At 68.9% G+C, this 20633-nt stretch carries 20 protein-coding genes; 8 read left to right on the forward strand and 12 right to left on the reverse strand.

The window, feature by feature from the left end:
• The first annotated feature begins 49 nt into the window (after window positions 1-49).
• Together ACAM51_RS01725 and ACAM51_RS01730 are read left to right on the forward strand one after the other, a co-directional pair.
• On the forward strand, window positions 50-1021 hold the full coding sequence (locus tag ACAM51_RS01725; protein WP_369642549.1) for a 5'-methylthioadenosine/S-adenosylhomocysteine nucleosidase: 972 nt from the start codon (window positions 50-52) through the stop codon (window positions 1019-1021).
• The gene (locus ACAM51_RS01730) at window positions 1018-2589 is read left to right on the forward strand and encodes an ABC transporter ATP-binding protein (RefSeq protein WP_369642550.1); all 1572 of its coding nucleotides are present in this window, start codon (window positions 1018-1020) and stop codon (window positions 2587-2589) included. Before ACAM51_RS01725 ends, ACAM51_RS01730 begins: the two co-directional genes overlap by 4 nt.
• A gap of 31 nt (window positions 2590-2620) precedes the next feature.
• Here ACAM51_RS01730 and ACAM51_RS01735 read toward each other — a convergent pair whose 3' ends face one another.
• The gene (locus ACAM51_RS01735; RefSeq protein WP_218341158.1) at window positions 2621-3169 is read right to left on the reverse strand and encodes a hypothetical protein; all 549 of its coding nucleotides are present in this window, start codon (window positions 3167-3169) and stop codon (window positions 2621-2623) included.
• Window positions 3170-3270: 101 nt separating this feature from the next.
• On the opposite strand from ACAM51_RS01735, the gene ACAM51_RS01740 reads away from it, so the two are divergent.
• From ACAM51_RS01740 to ACAM51_RS01755, 4 genes are read left to right on the forward strand one after another with little or no spacing between them, the layout of a single operon-like run.
• Window positions 3271-4332, forward strand: a complete 1062-nt coding sequence (locus tag ACAM51_RS01740) for an ABC transporter permease (RefSeq protein WP_369642551.1) — start codon at window positions 3271-3273, stop codon at window positions 4330-4332.
• Window positions 4329-5252, forward strand: a complete 924-nt coding sequence (locus ACAM51_RS01745; RefSeq protein ID WP_218341156.1) for an ABC transporter permease — start codon at window positions 4329-4331, stop codon at window positions 5250-5252. Before ACAM51_RS01740 ends, ACAM51_RS01745 begins: the two co-directional genes overlap by 4 nt.
• Window positions 5249-5722: a hypothetical protein gene (locus ACAM51_RS01750; protein WP_369642552.1), complete on the forward strand. Its 474-nt coding sequence runs from the start codon at window positions 5249-5251 to the stop codon at window positions 5720-5722. Before ACAM51_RS01745 ends, ACAM51_RS01750 begins: the two co-directional genes overlap by 4 nt.
• 13 nt (window positions 5723-5735) lie before the next feature.
• Window positions 5736-6470, forward strand: coding sequence for a helix-turn-helix domain-containing protein (locus tag ACAM51_RS01755; RefSeq protein ID WP_218294852.1), 735 nt, complete (start codon window positions 5736-5738; stop codon window positions 6468-6470).
• A 64-nt stretch (window positions 6471-6534) separates the two neighbouring features.
• Here the strand turns inward: ACAM51_RS01755 and ACAM51_RS01760 are convergent, their stop codons facing one another.
• Window positions 6535-6927 (reverse strand): VOC family protein, encoded by a 393-nt coding sequence (locus ACAM51_RS01760; RefSeq protein WP_369642553.1) that lies wholly within the window; start codon window positions 6925-6927, stop codon window positions 6535-6537.
• Between the two features lie 119 nt (window positions 6928-7046).
• Here ACAM51_RS01760 and ACAM51_RS01765 point away from each other — a divergent pair, with 119 nt between their 5' ends.
• The gene (locus ACAM51_RS01765; RefSeq protein WP_369642554.1) at window positions 7047-8321 is read left to right on the forward strand and encodes an amidohydrolase family protein; all 1275 of its coding nucleotides are present in this window, start codon (window positions 7047-7049) and stop codon (window positions 8319-8321) included.
• A gap of 58 nt (window positions 8322-8379) precedes the next feature.
• On the opposite strand, the gene ACAM51_RS01770 is transcribed toward ACAM51_RS01765, so the two are convergent.
• Genes ACAM51_RS01770 through ACAM51_RS01780 form a run of 3 tightly spaced genes read right to left on the reverse strand, consistent with a single transcriptional unit; the run spans window position 8380 to window position 13350 of the window.
• The gene (locus tag ACAM51_RS01770; protein WP_369642555.1) at window positions 8380-9513 is read right to left on the reverse strand and encodes an ABC transporter permease; all 1134 of its coding nucleotides are present in this window, start codon (window positions 9511-9513) and stop codon (window positions 8380-8382) included.
• Between the two features lies 1 nt (window position 9514).
• Complete coding sequence (gene rbbA, locus ACAM51_RS01775; RefSeq protein WP_369642556.1) at window positions 9515-12286, reverse strand: ribosome-associated ATPase/putative transporter RbbA; 2772 nt, start codon at window positions 12284-12286, stop codon at window positions 9515-9517.
• Window positions 12283-13350, reverse strand: a complete 1068-nt coding sequence (locus ACAM51_RS01780; RefSeq protein WP_369642557.1) for an HlyD family secretion protein — start codon at window positions 13348-13350, stop codon at window positions 12283-12285. The genes rbbA and ACAM51_RS01780 overlap by 4 nt, the downstream gene beginning before the upstream one ends.
• Before the next feature lie 157 nt (window positions 13351-13507).
• On the opposite strand from ACAM51_RS01780, the gene ACAM51_RS01785 reads away from it, so the two are divergent.
• Window positions 13508-14164, forward strand: coding sequence for a hypothetical protein (locus ACAM51_RS01785; RefSeq protein ID WP_369642558.1), 657 nt, complete (start codon window positions 13508-13510; stop codon window positions 14162-14164).
• A gap of 128 nt (window positions 14165-14292) precedes the next feature.
• On the opposite strand, the gene ACAM51_RS01790 is transcribed toward ACAM51_RS01785, so the two are convergent.
• The 7 genes from ACAM51_RS01790 to ACAM51_RS01820 all read right to left on the reverse strand — a co-directional run bounded on the left by ACAM51_RS01790 (window position 14293) and on the right by ACAM51_RS01820 (window position 20576).
• Window positions 14293-14940 (reverse strand): DUF1569 domain-containing protein, encoded by a 648-nt coding sequence (locus tag ACAM51_RS01790; protein WP_369642559.1) that lies wholly within the window; start codon window positions 14938-14940, stop codon window positions 14293-14295.
• A 176-nt stretch (window positions 14941-15116) separates the two neighbouring features.
• Entirely contained in the window at window positions 15117-16385 is a 1269-nt protein-coding gene (locus tag ACAM51_RS01795) for a GGDEF domain-containing protein (protein ID WP_218294844.1), read from the reverse strand.
• A 159-nt stretch (window positions 16386-16544) separates the two neighbouring features.
• Window positions 16545-17840: a hypothetical protein gene (locus ACAM51_RS01800; RefSeq protein WP_369642560.1), complete on the reverse strand. Its 1296-nt coding sequence runs from the start codon at window positions 17838-17840 to the stop codon at window positions 16545-16547.
• A gap of 169 nt (window positions 17841-18009) precedes the next feature.
• The gene (locus tag ACAM51_RS01805; RefSeq protein WP_218294842.1) at window positions 18010-18774 is read right to left on the reverse strand and encodes a hypothetical protein; all 765 of its coding nucleotides are present in this window, start codon (window positions 18772-18774) and stop codon (window positions 18010-18012) included.
• Window positions 18775-18924: 150 nt separating this feature from the next.
• Window positions 18925-19503, reverse strand: coding sequence for a hypothetical protein (locus ACAM51_RS01810; RefSeq protein WP_218294841.1), 579 nt, complete (start codon window positions 19501-19503; stop codon window positions 18925-18927).
• Window positions 19500-19799, reverse strand: a complete 300-nt coding sequence (locus ACAM51_RS01815; protein ID WP_369642561.1) for a DnaJ domain-containing protein — start codon at window positions 19797-19799, stop codon at window positions 19500-19502. The genes ACAM51_RS01810 and ACAM51_RS01815 overlap by 4 nt, the downstream gene beginning before the upstream one ends.
• A 63-nt stretch (window positions 19800-19862) precedes the next feature.
• Window positions 19863-20576: a YebC/PmpR family DNA-binding transcriptional regulator gene (locus tag ACAM51_RS01820; RefSeq protein ID WP_218294839.1), complete on the reverse strand. Its 714-nt coding sequence runs from the start codon at window positions 20574-20576 to the stop codon at window positions 19863-19865.
• Window positions 20577-20633 lie beyond the last annotated feature (57 nt).

Consider the following 20633-nt stretch of genomic DNA (forward strand, 5'->3'; position numbering starts at 1 on the left):
CTGCGCTGTACGATTTTTCCTTTTCTTCTTTTTCCCGACAAGGAACGCCATGCCCGCACCGCTTTCCCACCGCCCCGAGACAACCGCCCTGGCCGCGCGGTGCATGCGCCTGCTGGGCGCCCTGGCCCTGGCCACGCTGGTGGCGGGATGCGCCGCGGTCGCGCCGGGCCAGGCGGCACGGCTGGACAGCACGCCGCGCATCGCCGTCATCTCGGCCTTTGCACCCGAGCTGACGGTGCTGCTGCCGCAGGTGCAGCAGCCCGCCAGGCACAGCGTCAACGGCGTGGAATTCACCACCGGCACGCTCTCGGGCAAGCCCGTGGTGGTGTTCCTGTCGGGCATCAGCATGACCAACGCGGCCATGAACACGCAATTGGTGCTGGACCGCTTCAACGTGAGCCACATCGTCTTTTCCGGCATCGCCGGCGGCGTGAACCCCGGCCTGCACATTGGCGACGTGACCGTGCCCGCGCAGTGGGGCCAGTACATGGAATGGCTGATGGCGCGTGAAGACCAGCCCGGCCAGTACAGCGCCCCCGCGTGGATGAAAAGCGAACTGACGATGCCCGCCTTCGGCATGATGCACCCGCGCCCGGTCGAGGTGAGGTCGGCGGCCAAGCCCGGCATCACCAGACAGTTCTGGTTTGAGGCGGACCCCCAAATGCTGGCCACCGCGCGCGGCCTGCAGGACGTGGGCCTGGCGCATTGCCTGGCCAGCACCTGCCTGAAACAGCGCCCGCAGCTCGTGGTGGGCGGCAACGGCGTGTCGGGCCAGGCCTTCGTGGACAACAAGGCTTTCCGCGAATACGCGTTCAAGACCTTCGAGGCCAATGTGCTCGACATGGAGACCGCCGCCACCGCCATGGTGGCCCACAGCAACGGCGTGCCCTACATCGCCTTTCGCTCGCTGAGCGATCTGGCCGGTGGTGGCGAAGGCGAGAATGAAATGGGCACCTTCATGGGCCTGGCGGCGGCCAATTCCGCCAAGGTGCTGCTGGCCTTTCTCTCGAACTGGAAATGACGGACCCCTCCGGCCCCGTCCTGCGCCTGCAGGGCATCACCAAACGCTTCGGCAAGCTGGTAGCCAACGACGGCATCAGCCTTGCGCTGCAGCGCGGCGAGGTACTGGCACTGCTGGGGGAGAACGGGGCGGGCAAGTCCACGCTGATGTCCATCCTGTTCGGCCACTACGTGGCCGACGCGGGCCACATCGAGGTCTTCGGCCAGCCGCTGCCGCCCGGCCAGCCACGCGCGGCGCTGGCGGCGGGCATCGGCATGGTGCACCAGCATTTCACCCTGGCCGACAACCTCACGGTGCTGGACAACGTGCTGCTGGGCTCCGAACCCTTGTGGCAGCCCTTCTCACGGCGCGCGGGTGCGCGCGAGCGCCTGCTGGCGGTGTCCCGCCAGTTCGGCCTGCCCGTGCGGCCCGAGGCGCTGGTGGGCGGCCTCTCGGTCGGCGAGCGCCAGCGCGTGGAGATCCTCAAGGCGCTGTACCGGGGCGCGCGCATCCTCATCCTGGACGAACCCACCGCCGTGCTCACGCCGCAGGAAAGCGAAGCGCTGTTCGACACGCTCGCGCAGATGGTGGCGCAGGGCCTGTCCATCATCTTCATCAGCCACAAGCTGGCCGAGGTGCTGCGCGTCTCGCACCGCGTGGCCGTGCTGCGCCAGGGCAAGCTCGTGGCCGAGGCGCCCGCGCAGGGCACCACGCAAGGCCAGCTCGCGCAGTGGATGGTGGGCCATGCCATCGAGGCCAGCGAACGCCGCCCCGCCCGGAGCGTGGGTGCGCCGGTGTGCACGCTGGCCAACGTATCCACGGCATCCACGGGTCGTGATCGGCTGCAGGGCGTATCGCTCACCCTGAACGCCGGCGAGATCGTCGCCATCGCCGGTGTCTCGGGCAATGGCCAGGTGGCGCTGGCCGATGTGCTGTGCGGCGTGCGCGCCGCCACCGCCGGCCAGATCACGCTGCTGGGCACGCCGCTGCAGGCCCGCCCGGCTTGGGTGGTGGACCAGGGCGTGGCCCGCATCCCCGAGGACCGCCATGCCGTGGGCGTGGTGGGCGACCTGCCGGTGTGGGAGAACGCCGTGTCCGAACGCCTGCGCAGCCACTGGTTCGCCCACCCCTGGTTCCGGGCCTTCTGGGTCAAGCGCGGCGCCGCGCGCCAGCATGCCCAGCGCGTGGCCGAGACCTTCGACGTGCGCGGCGGCGGGCCCGACACCCCTGCCCGCGCGCTCTCGGGCGGCAACATGCAAAAGCTCATCCTGGGCCGCGCCCTGCTGCCGCCCTACGACGCCAGCCAGAGCGCCCCTGCGCCGCGCCTCATCGTGACCCACCAGCCCACCTGGGGGCTCGATATCGGCGCCGTCACCTTCGTGCAGCAGCAGCTCATCAACGCGCGCGACGGCGGTGCCGCCGTGCTGCTGATCTCGGACGATCTCGACGAGGTGCTGGCCCTGGGCGACCGCGTGGCGGTGATGCACGAGGGGCACCTGAGCGCAGCGCGGCCTGCAGAGGGCTGGACGCGCGAGGCCATCGGCCTGGCGATGGCGGGCGCCGCCAGCAGCGCGGAGGAAACCCCGTGACTGCGCAGGCGCCGATTCAGCGCCCGGGCCCTTACCCGCCACCCATGCCAGCCAGTGTCCTGAAGACAAGCCAGGTGAACACCAGGGCCGGCAGGTACAGCGCGGAGGCGATGGACAGCTCCCACCACGACAGGGCGCGCCGCCACCACACGCCGAGCATCACGGGCGCACACCCCATCACCATCAGGATGATGGATGGAAAGAACCACACCCCCGCCAACAGGAACAGGGGAGCCCACAGCAGCACGCGGCTGATCTTGAAGGCCATGGGCCGGCCGCTGCGCCAGGTATGCAGCAGCAGGCCGAGAAAGCCTGCCACCAGGGCCGACACCACGCCGATGGTGATGCGCCTGTGCCGCACCCGACCTTCTTCCTGCAGCCTGCGTGTATGGTCCAGCCATTCGTTGATGTCGGCGGTGTATTCCGCTTCGTTCTTCAGCGGCAGGTCCGGCGGGGCGACCGGCGCAGCCGTTGCCGGGCCCTCGCCGGTCAATGCCTGTGCCATGGCACCTGCGCAGCCCAGCGCCAGCGCGCCGCACAGCAACAGGCGCCCAAGCCATCCCCACACCAGGTTTTGCATGATCTCTCCCTCCCGTTGTTGGCGGCCTGCGTGGAGCAAGCCGAACCTCTCCGCCGCGGATGGTAGTCCGATGCCCTCCATTCCCCACGAAGCGCCGACCCATGCGGCTTGAAAAACGCAACCACATCTCCCCCGCCGCCTACGTGGCGGCGCCGGTGGGCTCCGTGGTGTTCACCCTCGTCATCAGCGGCCTGCTGGTGCTGTGGGCCGGCGCGCCCGTGGGCCAGACCTATGCACTGCTCGTCAAAGGCGCCTTCGGCTCGGTCTTCGCGCTGACCGAAACGCTCACGCGCGCCACGCCGCTGATCCTGACCGGGCTGGCCGCGGCGGTGGCCTTTCGCGCCCGGCTGTTCAACATCGGTGCCGAGGGGCAGTTGTATGCCGGCGCGCTGGCCGCAGTGGCCGTGGGCGGCCTGCATGGCGGCACGGGGCTGGAATGGTCGCCCTGGCTGCTGTTCCCGGCGATGATGCTGGCGGCGGCCCTGGCCGGCGCCCTGCTGCTGCTGGGCCCGGCGCTCATGAAGTCGCGCCTGGGGGTGGACGAGGTGGTGACCACGCTGCTGCTCAACTTCATCATGCTGCTGCTGGTCTCGGCCCTGCTCGACGGCCCCATGAAAGACCCGCTGTCCATGGGCTGGCCGCAGAGCGTGGCGCTGCAGGGAGACCTGGAGCTGTCCAGGCTGGTGCCGCAGACGCGCCTGCACACGGGACTGCTGTGGGCCATCGGCCTGGCACTGATCCTCTGGGCCATCCTGCGGCGCACGGTGCCGGGCTTCGACATCCGCGCGGCCGGTGCCAATGCGCGGGCCGCCGCGTTTGCCGGCGTGCCCATCACCCGCACCGTGGTGCTGGTGGCCCTGCTCTCGGGCGGGCTGGCGGGGCTGGCCGGTGCCATCGAGGTGGCGGGCCGCACCGGCTACGTCACGCTCGACATGTCGCCGGGCTATGGCTACAGCGGCATCGTGATCGCCATGCTGGCCGGGCTGCACCCGCTGGGCGTGATCGCGGCGGGCACCTTCGTGGCCGGCGTGCTGGTGGGTGCCGACAGCATGAGCCGCGCGGTGGGCGTGCCCACCTACATCGCCGACGTGATCGTGGCCACCTCGCTCATCGCGGTGCTCGTCGCCACCCTGCTCACGCAGTACCGGGTGAGGTGGAAATGACCGAACTCCTCGACATCCTGGCCAATCCGGCCTTCTGGATCGCCACGCTGCGCGTGGCCACGCCGCTCATCCTGGGCACGCTCGGGGTGCTGCTGTGCGAGCGCGCCGGCGTGCTCCACCTGGGCATCGAGGGCATCATGGTGGCGGGCGCCTTCACGGGCTGGCTCACGGTGTACGCCGGGCACGGCCTGTGGACCGGGGTGCTGGTGGCGGCGCTCACGGGGGGCGTGTTCGGGCTGCTGCATGCCTGGCTCACGGTGGGGCTGGCGCTGTCGCAGCATGTCTCGGGCCTGGGCATCACGCTGCTGGCCACGGCGCTCAGCTACTACGGCTACCGCGTGAGCTTTCCGAAGGTGAACACGCCGCCCACCATCGAGCCCTTCGCCGCCATGGACTGGCTGGGCGTGCCCATTCTCTCAGCGCAGACGCCACTCACGCTGCTGGCGCTGGCCCTGGTGCCGATACTGGCCTGGGTGCTCATGCGCACGCCGCTGGGCCTGGCCGTGCGCATGGTGGGCGAGAACCCGCAGGCCGCCGAGGGCCAGGGCATCCCGGTGGCGGCCACGCGCACGGGGGCCATCGTGGCGGGCTCGGCGTTGATGGGTGTGGCGGGTGCCTTCCTCACGCTGTCGGCGTTCAACGCTTTCTTCTTCAACATGGTGAACGGGCGCGGCTGGATCTGCGTCGCGCTGGTGGTGTTCGCCTCGTGGCGCCCCGGCAAGGCACTGCTGGGCGCGCTGCTGTTCGCTTTTTTCGATGCGCTGCAGCTTCGGCTGCAGCAGGCGGGCGGCGCGTGGCTTCCGTACCAGGTGTATCTGATGCTGCCCTACCTGCTCTCCATACTGGCCCTGGTGCTGGTGGCGCGCAAGGCAGCGTACCCGCAGGCGCTGATGAAGCCCTACCGCAAGGGCGAGCGGTGAGGCGCGCGCCCAGCCCCATCGCGCCTTGGCTGGCGGCCGCGCTGCTGGCCTGTGCGGGGCATGCCCACGCGCTGGGGCAAGACATGCCGTATGAATCCTTCACCGCCGCGCCCGATGTGGACTGGGTCAAGGTTTGCGGTCAGTGGCCCGCCCCGGTGCAGCCGGGTGAAGGCGGCGGCACGTACCGCATCGTGCACGCCACGCGCTACGCGCAGTCTTTTCTCTACCTGCAGTGGATCGCGCGGGACCGCACCGACAGCGCCGCCGCGGTTCACACCGAGGGTTTTGCGCAGATCAACAACGACCATGCCGCCATCACCCTGAGCCAGATGAGCTGCCTGCCCACGCGCCGGGGCATTCGCTTCACAGCGCGGGCGCAGTCTGGCCATGACAACAGTGTGTTCCGTATCACCATCGACGCAGGACACAACCCGGGCGAGGTGCGCTTTCGCACCACACAAAAGCGCTGACGGCGGGCCTGCCATGCCAGACGTGCCGCCTTCTCTCAGCACCAGCCCCTTGCTGCCACTGACCGTGCTGGCGCGCTGGCAGTTCGACACCACCGATGCCAGTGCCACCACGGTGCTGCCCGATGGCTGCAGCGACCTCATCCTGCATGTGGAGGCTTGCGGGCACTCCGCCTGGCATATCTCACCACTGGCCGACGCTGCCATGGAGGTGCCCGGACGCGCTGGCGAGCAGTGGCTGGGCTACCGCCTGTGTCCCGGCACCACCATCGATGCAGCAGCATTGCTGCAGTCCGCACGGGCCATCTGGCACCAGCACAGGCGCCGCGCTGGGCCACGCTCCTGCGGCCTGGGCCACGACACCACGGCGCTGGAAGCCTTGCTGCTGGAGGCCATCGACCACCACACCGACAGGGATCCACGTGTCCAAGAGGCGCTACACGCGCTGGCGCATGCAGCCACGGTGGGCGCGGCAGCACACGGCCTAGGGGTGTCCGAACGCACGTTGGAGCGTCTGACCCAACGCTCCACCGGCCAATCGCCCCGCTTCTGGCGCGCGCTGGCCCGCGTGCGCCGTGCAGCGCAGGCGCTCGGCACGGCCAAACCGCTGGCGGAGATTGCAGCCGACAACGGCTACGCCGACCAAGCCCACTTCCACCGCGACTGTCTGCGCTGGCTCGGGCAGACGCCTGCAGCGCTGCGCCGCACACCACAACTGCTGGCCACGGTGGCGCAGGCGGGCTATGGCTGAATTTCATGTGAAACCCACGCCCCGGGGCCGGCACCACCGTCTACGCCTGCGCCACCACGACCGTTCAAACGGCTGGCGGCCCCATGGGCGTGCACAGCTCCACCAGCGCGCCGTTGATGTCCGCGACATAGGCCACCGTCTGGCCCCAGGGCATCTGCCCGGGCGCCTGCACCAGCCGGGCACCGGCATCCACCGCGCGCTGCACGGCAGCAGCCACGTCGGTGGTGGTGAACGCGATCTCGAAACTGGGCGCCTCGGCCGACGCGCGCTGCGGGTTCTTGCCCAGCTCGGCCATCAGCCGCAGCGACGAGAAGGCCAGCGCGGTGGCGCCCGTGTCCAGCTCGCCGAAGTCGCCGGCCTCGTGCACGAAGCGGCGGGTGAGGCCGAAGGCGGCCTCATAAAAAGCGATGGTCCTGGGAACATCTTCGACGTAGAGAATGGTGTAGCCAAATTGCATGAAGACTGCCTTTGCAAAAATGCGCTGAAATAGATGCGCCCTGTGAGACACCCAGCTTAGGCACAAAGCCCGCCACGGTCTTGAAAAAACCCGACACCCCGACACCAGACGCCCCCACCATGCTCGACCTGCTCATCACCCACGCCACCCTGCCCGACGGCCGCCAGAACATGTCGATTGCCGTGCAGGACGGCCGCATCGCCGAGGTGACCGAGGGCCTGCAAGCCCCCGCGCACGAAACAGTGGATGCGGGCGGCCTGCTCGTCAGCCCGCCGTTCGTGGACGCGCATTTCCACATGGATTCGACCCTGAGCTACGGCCAGCCGCGCGTGAACGAGAGCGGCACGCTGCTCGAAGGCATTGCGCTGTGGGGCGAACTCAAGCCGACCCTCACGCACGATGCCATCGTGGAGCGCGCCCTGCGGTATTGCGACATGGCCGTGGCGCGCGGGCTGCTGGCCGTTCGCAGCCATGTGGACACCAGCCACGCCAGCCTGCTGCCCGTGCAGGCCCTGCTGGAGGTGAAGCAGCGCGTGGCGCCGTACCTGGATTTGCAGCTGGTGGCCTTCCCCCAAGACGGCGTGCTGCGCGCGCGCGGCGGGCTCGACAACCTCAAACGTGCGCTGGACCTGGGCGTGGACGTGGTGGGCGGCATTCCGCATTTCGAGCGCACCATGGCCCAGGGCGCCGAGAGCGTGAAGGTCCTCTGCGAACTGGCGGCAAGCCAGGGCAAGCGCGTGGACATGCACTGCGACGAATCCGACGATCCGCTGTCACGCCATGTCGAAACCCTGGCCTTTGAGACCCAGCGCCTGGGCCTGCAGGGCCGCGTGACGGGTTCGCACCTCACCTCCATGCACAGCATGGACAACTACTACGTGAGCAAGCTCATCCCGCTGATGGCCGAGGCCGACCTGGGCGTGGTGGCCAACCCGCTCATCAACATCACGCTGCAAGGCCGCCACGACACCTACCCCAAGCGCCGGGGCATGACCCGCGTGCCCGAGCTGATGGCCGCGGGCCTGACCGTGGCGTTTGGCCACGACTGCGTGCTGGACCCCTGGTACAGCGGCGGCAGCGCCGACATGCTGGAAGCCGCGCACATGGGCCTGCACGTGGGGCAGATGACCAGCCAGGCCGCGATGCGGCAGTGTTTTGATGCAGTGACGGTGAATCCCGCCAAGCTGCTGGGGCTGGAGGGCTACGGCATCGAGCCGGGCGCATATGCCGACTTCGTGCTGCTGCACGCACGCAATCCCGTGGAAGCAATCCGCCTGCGCGCAGCGCGCCTGGGCGTGTGGCGGCGCGGCAAGCTACTGGCCAGCAGCCCGCCCCCCGTGGCCCAACTGCACCTGCCGGGGCGGCCCGACAACGTGAATTTCACATTAAATTAGCCTCTCGCGCTTATGTATCAAGCGCAAGCAGCTACACATTCAATAGCATTGCAAGCATCTACGCCATGCGCGCAATCGTCTTGCGAAACCGCGCCAGCGCCAGGCTGAACAGCACGGCCCCAATCCCCAGCAGCCACACCAGCGACGGCCACACCACCGCCCAGCCCGCGCCCCGGTAGAGGATGGCCTGGGCCAGTTCGGTGAAGTGCGTGGTGGGCGCCAGCGCCATGCCGTACTGCACCCACAGCGGCATGCTCTCGCGCGGGGTGACACCGCCCGACAGCATCTGCAGCGGCATCATCACCAGCACCATCAGCAAGCCAAACTGCGGCATGCTGCGCGCCACCGTGGCCATGAAGATGCCCATGGACGTGGTGGCGAACAGGTGCAGCGTGGCCCCCAGCAGGAACAGCGGCACCGAACCCTCGATGGGCACGCCAATCGCCCAGCGGATCACCGCCGTGAGCGAAATCCACGTGGCGACCAGCACCACCAGCGCCATGGCCCAGACCTTGGCCAGCATGATCTCGCCCGGGGTGACGGGCATCACCAGCAAATGCTCCACCGTGCCATGCTCGCGCTCGCGGATCAGCGCGGCGCCGGTGAGGATGATGGAGAGCATGGTCACGATGTTGATCAGCTCCATGAGCGAGCCGAACCACGCGGGGTTCAGCGCCGGGTTGAAGCGCGAGCGCACCGTGAGCTCGATGGGCTGCTCGGCCACGGAGCGGTCGCGCTGCACGAACTCGGCCACCTCCAGCTGCACGATCTGCTGCACCGCCCCATTGGCCGCGAACGCCTGCCCCATGCGCGTGGCGTCGATGTTGAGCTGCACCTGCGGCACCCGGCCTGCCAGCACGTCGCGCTGGAAGTGGGCGGGGATGTGCAGCACCAGCGTGAAGCGGCCGGCGTCCAGGCCCGGGTCCACCTCGCGCATGCTGATCATGGCGGGGCGCGTGAACTGGGGGGCGTAGAACGCGGTGGCGATGCGCTGGGACAAGGCCGAGTCGTCCTCGTCCACGATGGCAATGGGCACGTGGTGCAGCGTCTCGGGCTGCGCCATGCCCGCCGAGTACACCGCGAGTGTGGTGGTGTAGACGATGAGGAACAGCATGGCCGGGTCGCGCCACAGGCTCCAAAGCTCCTTGATGCCTAACCGAAAGATGTTGGACCACCGTCCACGCAACGCCATGTCAGGTCTCCTGCTTCTTCAGCAAGGCAATGGCGGCACCGACGATGACCGGCACCGCCACCAGCATGGGCCAGAACTCGGCCTGCAGGTCTTGCAGGGAGAGCGCCTTGTTAAACACGCCCCGGCTGATGGTGAACATGTGGCTGGCCGGGTAGACCTCGCCCACCCAGCGCGCAAACCCCGTCATGGACGACACCGGGTTGATGAGCCCCGCAAACTGCACGGCGGGAATGATGGTGCCCACCATCGCGAAGAACATCGCCGCGATCTGGCTGCGCGTGACGGTGGAGGCCAAGAGGCCCATGCCTGTGGAGCACAGGCTGAACACCACGGCGGCCAGCGTCAACGTGGCAAAACTTCCCGTCATTGGCACGCCAAACACCGTCACCGCCGCCAGGCACATCAAGCCAAAGTTGAACAGCGCCAGCAGCACATAGGGCAGCTGCTTGCCCAGCATGAATTCGGTGCGCGTGGTGGGCGTCACATACAGGTTGATGATCGAGCCCAGTTCCTTCTCGCGCACCACGGCCAGGGCCGTGAGCATGGCGGGCAGCATGAGCAACAGCAGCGGGATCACGGCAGGCACCATGGACGGCAGGCTGCGCACGTCGGGGTTGTAGCGGTAGCGCGGCTCCACCTCCAGCAGGCCCCGGGGCACCACGCCCGTGCGGCTGCGGCTTTGCTCCACCAGCCATTGCTGGTGCAGGCCCTGGGCGTAGCCGATGACGGTTTCGGCGCGCTGGGGCATGGCCCCGTCCACCCAGGCACCGATCTGCACCGGCTGGCCGCGCGCCACGTCGCGCGCAAAGCCGGGCGGGATCTCCAGCGCCAGCGATATCTCGGCGGAGCGCATGCGCGCGTCCAGCTCGGCGTAGGTGGCAATCGGCGGCTGCTCGGTGAAGTAGCGCGAGCCCGCGAGGTTCAGCGTGTAGGCGCGGCTCAACGCGGTCTGGTCGCGGTCCAGCACGGCAAAGCGCAGGTTCTCCACGTCCATGCTGATGCCGTAGCCCATCACGAACATCAGGATCAGCGAGCCCAGCAGCGCCATGGCGCCCCGCACGGGGTCGCGGCGCAGCTCCAGCGATTCGCGCCACTGGGTGCTGTGGATGCGGGCCAGGCTTTGGCGCAGGCGGATGGGCCAGGTGGGGGCGTCGGGGGCATGCACGGGCGATAGTGCAGCGGGCTCCGCAGCCTGCACAGGCACAGGGGCTGGGGCCGTGCCCGCGGCATCCTCCAGGTAGCCGATGAAGGCTTCTTCCAGCGTGGCGGCGCCGCGCTTGGCCACGATCTCCTGCGGCGCGGCGCTCTCCAGCACACGCCCCGCGTGCATCAGCGAGATGCGGTCGCAGCGCTCGGCCTCGTTCATGAAGTGGGTGGAGATGAAGATGGTGACCTTGTCGCGCCGGGCCAGCTCCACCATCAGGCGCCAGAAGTTGTCGCGCGCCATGGGGTCCACGCCCGAGGTGGGCTCGTCCAGGATCAGCAGCTCGGGCTGGTGCACCATGGCCACGGCCAGCGACAGGCGCTGGCGCATGCCCAGCGGCAGCTTCATGGGCAGTGCGCTGCGGGCGGCCTGCAGGTCAAAGCGCTCGAGCATGGCCGTCACGCGCGCGGGTACCTCGGCCTCGGGCACGTGGAACAGCCGGGCATGCAGCACCAGGTTCTGCTCCACCGACAGCTCGCTGTACAGCGAAAACGCCTGCGACATGTAGCCCACCCGCCGCCGCGTGGCCATGTCCTTGGGGTCCACCGGCTGGCCAAACAGCCAGGCCTGCCCGTCGCTGGCGGGCAGCAGGCCGGTGAGCATCTTCATGGTGGTGGACTTGCCGCAGCCGTTGCTGCCCAAGAAGCCAAAGATCTCGCCCCGCTGGATGCGAAAGCTCACATGGTCCACCGCCACAAAGTCGCCAAAGCGCATGGTGAGGTCGCGCGCCTCGATGGCGACGTTGGCAGCGTCGTCTGCCTGCGACCGGTCCAGCGGCGGAATCTGCACCGCCCGGTGGCCCCGGCGCTTTGCCTCGGGCAGCAGGGCCACAAAGGCCTGCTCCAGCGCATCGTGCCCGGTGCGGGCCATCAGCTCGGCGGGTGTGCCGGTGGCCAGGATGCGCCCTTCGTCCATGGCCACCAGCCATTCAAAACGCTGGGCCTCTTCCATGTAGGCCGTGGCCACGATCACGCTCATGCCCGGCCGCGCGGCGCGGATGCGGCCGATCAAATCCCAGAACTGCGCGCGCGCCAGCGGGTCCACGCCGGTGGTGGGTTCGTCCAGGATGAGCAGGTCGGGGTCGTGGATGAGCGCGCAGCACAGGGCCAGCTTCTGCTTCATGCCGCCCGAGAGCTTGCCCGCAGGCCGCGCCAGAAAGGGGTACAGCCCCGTGCTGCGCGTGAGTTCGTCAATGCGGCGGCGCCGCTCGGCCGCGTCGTGCCCGAACAGGCGGCCAAAAAACTGCAGGTTTTCTTCCACCGACAGCGTGGGGTACAGGTTCTTGCCCAAGCCCTGGGGCATGTAGGCGATGCGGGGGCACACCCGGCTGCGGTGGCGGCTTTGGGCCATGTCGCCGCCCAGCACCTCCACGGTGCCCTGCTGCACCGCCCGCGCGCCCGCCACCAGGGCCAGCAGGCTGGACTTGCCCACGCCATCCGGCCCGATCAGGCCCACCATGCGGCCTGCGGCCACTTCCAGGTCGATGCCATCGAGCGCCACCGTGCGCCCGTAGCGCTGGCCCACGCCGCGCAGGCGGGCCACGGGTGCAGCGCCGGCCGCTGGGTTCACTGGCCAGCCTTGACGGCGAGTTCTGCGGGCCACTCCACCGCAGGGTCCACCCGCAGCCAGGCCACGCCGGGCAGTCCGGTCTTGACCTGTTCCTGGTGGCGCAGCAGCAGCGCCTTGTCGATCTGCGCGCGCACGCGGAACATGAGCTTCTGGCGCTCGCTCGCGGTTTCCACCGTCTTGGGGGTGAACTGCGCGGTGCTGGCCACGAACGACACGGTGGCCGGGATCACGAAGCCCGGCGCGGCATCGAGCACGATGCGCACCTCGCTGCCCAGCGCCACGCGGCCCGCCACGGTTTCGGGCAAAAAGAAGGTCATGTACACGTCGCTCAGGTCCACCAGCTGCAGCACGCGCGCACCCGCACCCAGCACCTCGCCGGGCTGCACCACGCGGAACTGGACGCGGCCATCGCGCGGCGCCTTGAGCTCGCTGTCGGCCAGCTCCACATCGATGCGGGCCAGCGTGGCCTGCAGCGCGCGCACATTGGCCTCGGCGCTGGTCACCTGCGTGCGCGACGCACCGATGCCCGCCTGCGCGGCCTTCGCCTGGGCTTTTGCAGCGGTCACAGCGGCTTGCTGGCTGCGCACCTTGGCGCGGTCGTCGTCGAGCAACTGGCTGGAGAAAAAACCCTCGCGCGCCAGCTGCTCGGAGCGCGGCAGGCGGCGGCGGGCGGTGTCGAGGTCGCTCTCGCGCTGCGCGACCACGGCCAGCGCGGCCTGGTAGTCGCTATCACGCTGGGCCACCTGCACCTGGGCACTGCTGATGGCCAGCTGCGCCTGCTGCAGCCGGGCCACCGCCTCTTCACGCTGGGCCTGCAGGCTGTCGATCTGCATGCGGGCCAGGGGTTGCCCGGCTTTCACGAAATCGCCCTCGGCCACCAGCACATCGAGCACCTTGCCCGCGAGTTTGGTGGCCACGGCGATCTCGGTGGCCTCGATGCGGCCGTTGCCGCTCACGAAGCCGGGGCCTGGCCCTTTGGCCTGCCAGGGCGCCCAGCGCAGCAGCAGCCCTCCCCCCAGCAGCACCACGGCCAAAGCCGCAGCGATCTTCCATTGCTTGCTCATGGTCCATCCTTGTGGGCACTTGGGCCCGTCGAGGGATGGTAGCTTTGCACCCCGCGTTACCCCAAGCCGCAGCACGCCCTCCCTTGACCTGCATCAATCGCCACCCGAACATCCGGCCTGCACCTGCCGCGCGTGGCGGCCCCTTGAACCGAAACCCATGACTGCCCTCACCACCCCGCCCCTTTCAGACACCCTGGCCTGGCTGCTGGGCCGCCCTGTCAGCCCCGAAGACGGGCTGCCGGAAGATGAACTGGCCGCCGCAAGCCATCGCCTGGGTGGCCCAGTGCCCCCTGCCCTGCACGCTTATTACGCCGCCGTGGGCAGACGTGCCGATTTGATGGCCGGTTTTCAGCGGTTTGCGCCGCCGCAAGACTGGGAGTGCCTGGGCGACAAGCTGCTGTTTCTGGAAGAGAACCAGGGCGTGTGCTGGTGGGCCACCGATTCCCGGCAGCGGGTGTGGCAAACCACCGACCTGGATTCCCCGGACTGGTTCGAGGAAGCCGTGGGCCTGGAGGCGTTTTTGCACACCGTCGCCTACTACCAGATGGCACAGGGTGGCTATCCGTTCTGCGGCATGCGCACGTGCGGGGCGTTCTCAACGCCCGGCGAGTTGGCGTCGCTGCTGGACGCCCTGCGGGCGCGGCCCGTCGTGGACATGGCGGGGCTGCGCATCTTCACCGTGGGCCCGCAGGCGCTGGTGTGGTACCTGCACTCCGAGGGGGAGCTTGCGGAACCCGGTGTGTTCCTGAGCGTGCTGGACGCCCTGCGCTTTGACGCCCTCTGCGCCCAATGGGATTTTGACGATCTGGGCTGAGAGAATGGGCACATTCGGGTGAAATATGCCTCTGGCGCTTTCTGGACAAGCGCCAAAAGCTATAACTTCAATAGCATCCAGCCGGCATCCGCATGGCATGGAACTGCACAGGGCCGCGCAGCCCGCGCTCAGCCCCCTGCGTCAAAGGCCGACAGATGATTGGCCAGGTGCATGGCGTGCGCCTGCTCGTACTGCGCCTTGTCCAGCGCCCCGTAGGCGAAGTGCGGGTGCAGCGGCCCCGCGTGCACGGAGAAGTCCTGCACGGCTTGGCGCAGCCGGGCCAGGGCCGCCGACGCCCCGGGCGTGGACGCATCCAGCGCGGGCGCGCCCGGGATGGGCTCCGCCAGGTCGTGGCTCATGCGGCCGCGCAGGGCAAACACGTTGAAAGCAGCCGCACCCAGGGTGTTCTGGAACAGCGCCGACCTGGGCGCCGGGAAGCCCCGCAGCGAGAACTCGATGCTCTGTGCGCAGTGCTCCAGCGTCTGCGACCAGTTCCAGGCCGTGGCGGGCGCCAGCGGCTGGACCGCAGCGCCCGCAAGGCGCTCGACCTCTTGCATGGCGCGCGCCAGGGTGCCAAAGACGAGTTGCCGGTCGTTGCCCGGCCGGTACAGCAGGTAGCCGGCCCCGGCGGCCGCCGCCACACCCAGGGCGGCCAGCCCCGTGCCGGATGCCAGGAACGCCCTGCGCTGCGCTGCGGGCGCCGACGGCGATGCACCGGGCGCGGTGCCCGGGCCCGCGCCGCCGAGCGGGTTGCTGCCGAGGGGATTCAATGCCATGGGGAATGGTGGTGGTCTGGGAATGGACGGGACGAGGCAAGGCCACCATTGTGCGGCGGCGCGCTGCGCGGCGGCACGCCCGAAGGTCGGGCAGCCGACACAGGCAGCGTTTCAGGCCCATCAGGCAAGCGGCAGGGCCCGGCGGCGCGACCGCACGCGCGCCTGGTGGAAGCTGGCTACAGCACCGCCGCGCTGCGCGCGGTGCCTGGCCGCTCCGCGGGGCGCGGCCACTTCAACGGCACGGGATCGTCCGGCAGCGCCACGACCTCCACCCGGTTGCGCCCGCGCGCCTTGGCAAGGTACATCGCCTCGTCCGCTCGCTGCAGCACCGCCTCGGCCGAATCCCCGCTGGTGGACAGCGTGATGCCGATGCTCACGGTCAGGGCCACGCGACGCCGTTCGGCATCCATGGGCTCGGACTCGACCAGCGCCCGCAGGCGTTCGGCCACGCCGGCGGCACCAGGGCCGTCCGCGTTGGGCAGGAAGATGGCGAACTCCTCCCCACCCAGGCGGCCCATCACATCCTCCCGGCGCAGGCAGCGGTGGGCCAGGTCCACGAAGTGGCGCAGCGCGTCGTCCCCGCACTGGTGGCCGCCGGTGTCGTTGATCTTCTTGAAGTGGTCGAGGTCCATCACCAGCACGGGCAGCGCGGCCCGGGTGCGCTGGGCATTGCTCAGGCCCTTGTCCAGCAGCGTGATGAAGGCGCGGCGGTTGAACACGCTGGTGAGCGGGTCGATCTCGGCGAGGTGGCGCAGCTCGCTCGTCACGAATTCATTGGTCAGCATCAGCACGCCAAACGCGATCATCACGAGGGCCACCGTGGCCTCCAGCACCACGAACTGCGACAGCTGCGTCAGCAGGCCGGCATCCGAAGGGGCGGCCAGCCGGAAGATCACGGGGCGCACCAGCACGCACACCCCATGGAAGGCCATGACGCCCGCGAGCAGGTAGCGCGCCGGCACACGGCGAAAGCCACCCTGCGCCAGCGTGCGCGCCGTGAGCAGGAAGCACACGCCCGCGAACCAGCCCGCCAGGGCGAACCGCGCGCCGGGATGGGGCTGCGCCACCGTGAAATACACCGACAGCGCCACCAGCGACACGATGGCGGCCGCGGCATACCGGTGGGCGATGGGCGGGCGCCCCATGTAGGCGCGGCTGCCCAGCCAGCACAGGTAGGCCGCCAGCGCATTGGCCCCCTGCGCCAGCACCACGGCCGGCACTTCGGGCATCCGCTCGCGCGCCAGCAGCGTGGCGCAGAACACCGACGCGCCCAGGAATGACAGCGTCCACAGCCGCAGGCCCGGGATGTTCTTGTTGAAATGCCACACGGCATACAGCACTGCGGTAACCAGCGCCGACAGGATGGCCGCGAGAATGACGAGTGTGGGGCTGTGCACGGAGACGGAACGGGGCAGCGGCGTAAGGGAGCCCCGCGGGGCTGGCATGAAGGGATTGCGGCAGGACAAGAAACGCGCTGAATGTTAACCGAGCCGTTGCGAAATGCAGGAACTATCGCGCGGGGCCACGCGGCGGCGCCACGGGCGCGGGCCGCCGGTGCCAGCGCCCATGCCCCAGGCCGCGGCCGGCCACCTCTTCCTTGGTGCTCAGTCGCCCACCACGTTGCACTCCCGGCGCAGCAGTGCCAGGGCGTCGTGCATCTGGTAGTCCATGTCGCTGAGCAGGGTCTTTTCCGCGTCCTGCACGAAGCCGGTCCACAGGGCGATGTAGTCCTGCTGGTGCACGCCGGGCGCATGGGCGCGGATGAAGTCGGCCGCCAGCGCGGGCTGCAGGCCCGATTTGCGGATCTTTCGGACGAGGCTCGCGGCGGTCTTCTCGGTCAGCAGCGTCTTCTTGGGGGCCCCGGCCGCCAGGCACAGGCACAGCGTGAGCAGCGAATGTTCGTCATCGTTGCCCTGCACCGTTCTCGTCCAGGTCTTGCTCGCGGGAAGCGGGGGTTCCTCACCCTCCTCCAGCGCATCCAGGCTGCGGTGGAAGTTGTCCACCTCGGCCAAGGGGTCGTCCAGCAGAAAGTAGCGCGCGCGGAAAGCGCCGGTGGGGCGCAGCAGCGTGCGCACCGGTGTGGCCGCGTCGAGTAGCTTGGGCAGGTCGGCCAGCACGCTGGCGCAATGCGCCTGCACCACCTCGCGCAGTTCGGCAGGCAAGCCGGCAGGCAGGCGCAGCTGCACGGGCGGCGCGAGCTTCTTCTTGCGCTGTGCCATCAGCACTTTTTCGAACGACACGGTGTTGGGCCACTCGCCGAGGTCCATGGCCTTGGGCGCCAGGGCCACCATGAGCAAGCCAGCGCGGATGACGGCTTCCGCGTCGGCGCCCGCGGCTTCCAGCTCGTCGGGGTCCAGGTCGAACTGCCCGGCCAGCCACTGGGCGGCCCGGATGGCCTGCGCAATCTGCGTGCGGCGCGCCAGCTCGGCCCGGTAGTCGGCGTGGCTGCGCAGCGACCACACGGCCAGCAACGGGGTTTCGGCATCGGCATAGCCGGCCATGCCGAAATTGCTGCTCTCGGGCATGGCAATCAGCCGCTTGAGCATGTCCGAGCCACCTTTGGAGCGCGACAGGAACGAATGGTCGCGCAGCGAGATGGCGGCCTCGTGCAGGTCGCCCCCGGTGGTGTCCAGCAGGTACAGGCTGATGAGGTTGACCATGCGGTCGCGCGCCTTCTCCAGCTCGGGCCGCAAGAATTCGCTGCCGAAGTAGCGCGCGATCTGCACCATGCCCTTGGGCGCATCGGCATTGATGGCCGCGAGCTTTTCGGCACCCAGCACGCCATGCTGGACACCATGCGCCAGCGCCTTTTCAAAGAACGGGCGGGCGTCGTGGAGCTGCAGCGCGTTGGCGGCTGCAATCTTGTCAGTCGTTGAAGAAGGCGTGTTGGGCACAGTCATATCAGTATCTATCGCGCTTCGCAGTGCTCGTGGGCCATGAAACTGGCACGCTCCAGGCCAGAACCACCGCGCAAGGGCCGCCCCGCCGCGCTGGCGGTGTCCCCCTTCCCGAATGGCGCAGCCATTCGAGAGAAGGGGGAAGGCGCGAAGCGCCACAGGGGGTTGTCATCTAAATCGCGGATTCTTCGTCGGACGTGCGGGCGGCGGGCGTGGCCTTGCCACGGTCGGTTTCGCTGGTTTCGAACTTGCCGTCGTCTTCCTCGGCGGGCGATTCGTCGCCCTCTTCCAGGCCCAGGTCAAAGGCGCGGGCCTTGGCGCGCAGCACCAGCAAGGTTTCGATGAACAGGTCGCGGCACTCGTAGCGCAGCAGCCAGGCCATCTGCATCCAGTCGCGGTCCGCCACCTCGTCCTGGTCGATGCGCGGCTGCACATAGCCCGAGGCGAGGAGTTCGTCGTCGGTCAGCGTGGGGCCGTAGTCTTCCACCGCGTCGAACGTGCCGGTGCGGGCAAAGGCCTCGATGCGGCTCCACTTTTCGGCGAAGTAGTTGGCCAGTGCCTCGGCGCCGCCTTCCAGGTCGCCGATGGCCGTGAGGAACTCGACGGGATCGGCGTCGTCGCGGAAGATGACGGCATTGACCATGTTGCGCAGGTGCGTGTGCGTGAGGTCCTTGTACTGCTTTTCCAGCACCATCGCGCGCGCGAACTGCTCGGGCGTGACCAGCAGGTTGACCACCGAGGCCTTGGAGTCGTCGTACTCGCGCATCACGGCCAGGATGTCCTTGGGCGCGAGCTGGTCCAGCACCACCATCAGCGCGCCGTCCCCGTCGGTATCGGCCAGCTCGGCCAGCGCCGACTCGGCGCCCACGATGTCGCCGGCCGCGATCAGGCTGGTGGTCCTGGTGATCAGGGCGAGGTGGGTGTTGTTGCTGCTCATGCGTATTCCTTGGTGTGTCGCTGCGCCGGGCGCAGACCGCTAAAAACTGGCGCGCCGCCGTCGCCAGCGCCGCCTTGCCTTGGTCCGGCGTGGCCGGTCCGCAGCAGGCGGCCCCCTCGCGGGGATGGCGCGCAGCGCCTCGGGAGGGCCTCAGTCCTTCCTGTCGAACCCCACATCGGCCAGCCAGTTGGAGCTGGCTTCCTCGCGGGTGCGGCTGTTTTGCGGGTCCACGGCGTCGTCGGCGCTCAGAGCGCTGAAATCGTCATCGTGTTCCGCCGCATCCGCAGCGTCTTCGCCCTGGTCGCCGTCGCCCTCGGCCGCGTGCGCCGCGGGGGCCATGCGGGCATGCAGGTGCAGGTACTCGAGCCCGGCCGCCACCGCCATGAACCGGGCGCCCTGCGGCTCGCGCAGCACGGTCTGCGCCAGGCTCTGGGCCCAGGGCTCGAGCGTGACGGCATGGGCCAGGCTGTGCCAGTCGGGCAGTTCGTCCACCGGCAGGCCCAGCAGGTGCTCCACCGCGCCGGGCTTGGTGAAGCGAAAGCCATGGTGAAAGACCACCGCGACCATCTCGGGGGCCAGCTCCATCATCTGCACCAGAAAGGCGATCTCGTTGCGCTTTTCCGCCAGGCGCTTGCGCAGGACGTCTTTGCCCTCGGAGTCGGAGACCAGGTCATCCAGCTCGGCCTGGTAGGCGGAGCGCAGATCGTAGAAGTAGGGAGATAGTTTCACGAAGCGGAAGAAGGAGAGGAAAGGATGCGCGAGGAGTAGGCCTGCCAGATCTCCTGCGCGGTCTGCAGCGGGTCGTCCAGCAGGTTGCGGCGGCGGTTGTCGTCGTAGGCCTGGCGGGCGGTGTCGTCCGACAGCACTTCGTAGGCCTTCTGCACGGCCTGGAACCGCTGGGCGGCGTCGGGCGCGTCGTTGCGGTCCGGGTGGTAGAACGACGCCTTCTGGCGAAAGGCCTTCTTGATGTCGGCGAGCGACGCGTTGGCCGCCACCCCGAGGGCTGCGTAATGGTCTGCGGTCATGGACAAGTCAATTGCGAGGGCGATGCAGGGAGCGGGCCCGGCCGCGAAGCCGGCGCACCGGCATCAGCCGCCCAGGCTCACGAACACGTTCTGGACGTCGTCGTTGGAGTCGATGGCCGCCAGGAAGTTCTCGACCTCTTCGAGCTGCTCGGGCGAGAGGTTGGCGGGATTCACGGGGTTCTTGGGCTTGTAGCCCAGCTTGACCGACAGCACATTGAAGCCATGGGCGGGCAGCGCGCGGCTCACCAGGTCCAGGTCGGTGGGGTCGGTCCAGAAGGTGGTGGTGCCTTCCTCGTCGCCAGCCTCGAAATCCTGCGCGCCCGCCTCGATGGCAGCCAGTTCGGGGTCGGCATCGGGCGTGGCGGGCTCGGCTTCGATCATGCCCACATGGTTGAAGTCCCAGGCCACCGATCCCGAAGTGCCCAGCTGGCCCTTGCGGAACAGCACGCGCATCTCGGGCGCGGTGCGGTTCACGTTGTCGGTCAGGCATTCGACCATCACCGCTACCTGGTGGGGCGCGAAGCCTTCATAGATCACGCGCTCGTAGTTGACCGCGTCGGCGCCCGTACCCGAGCCTTTCTTGATGGCGCGCTCCAGCGTGTCCTTGGGCATCGAGGCCTTGCGGGCCTGCTCGACCACCAGGCGCAGGCGCGCATTGCTGGCCGGATCGGCGCCGCCGCGCGCGGCCACGGTGATTTCCTTGACCAGCTTGCCAAACAGCTTGCCCTTGGCATCCGCCACCTGTGCCTTGCCTTTTGCTTTCCACTGCGCGCCCATGTTGGATCTCTTTTCGTTGGTGTTGCGGCGCGCCAGGCGCCTGAGGATGTGTGGTGC

This window comes from Acidovorax sp. A79 (assembly GCF_041154505.1).
Taxonomy (GTDB): Bacteria; Pseudomonadota; Gammaproteobacteria; order Burkholderiales; family Burkholderiaceae_C; genus Acidovorax.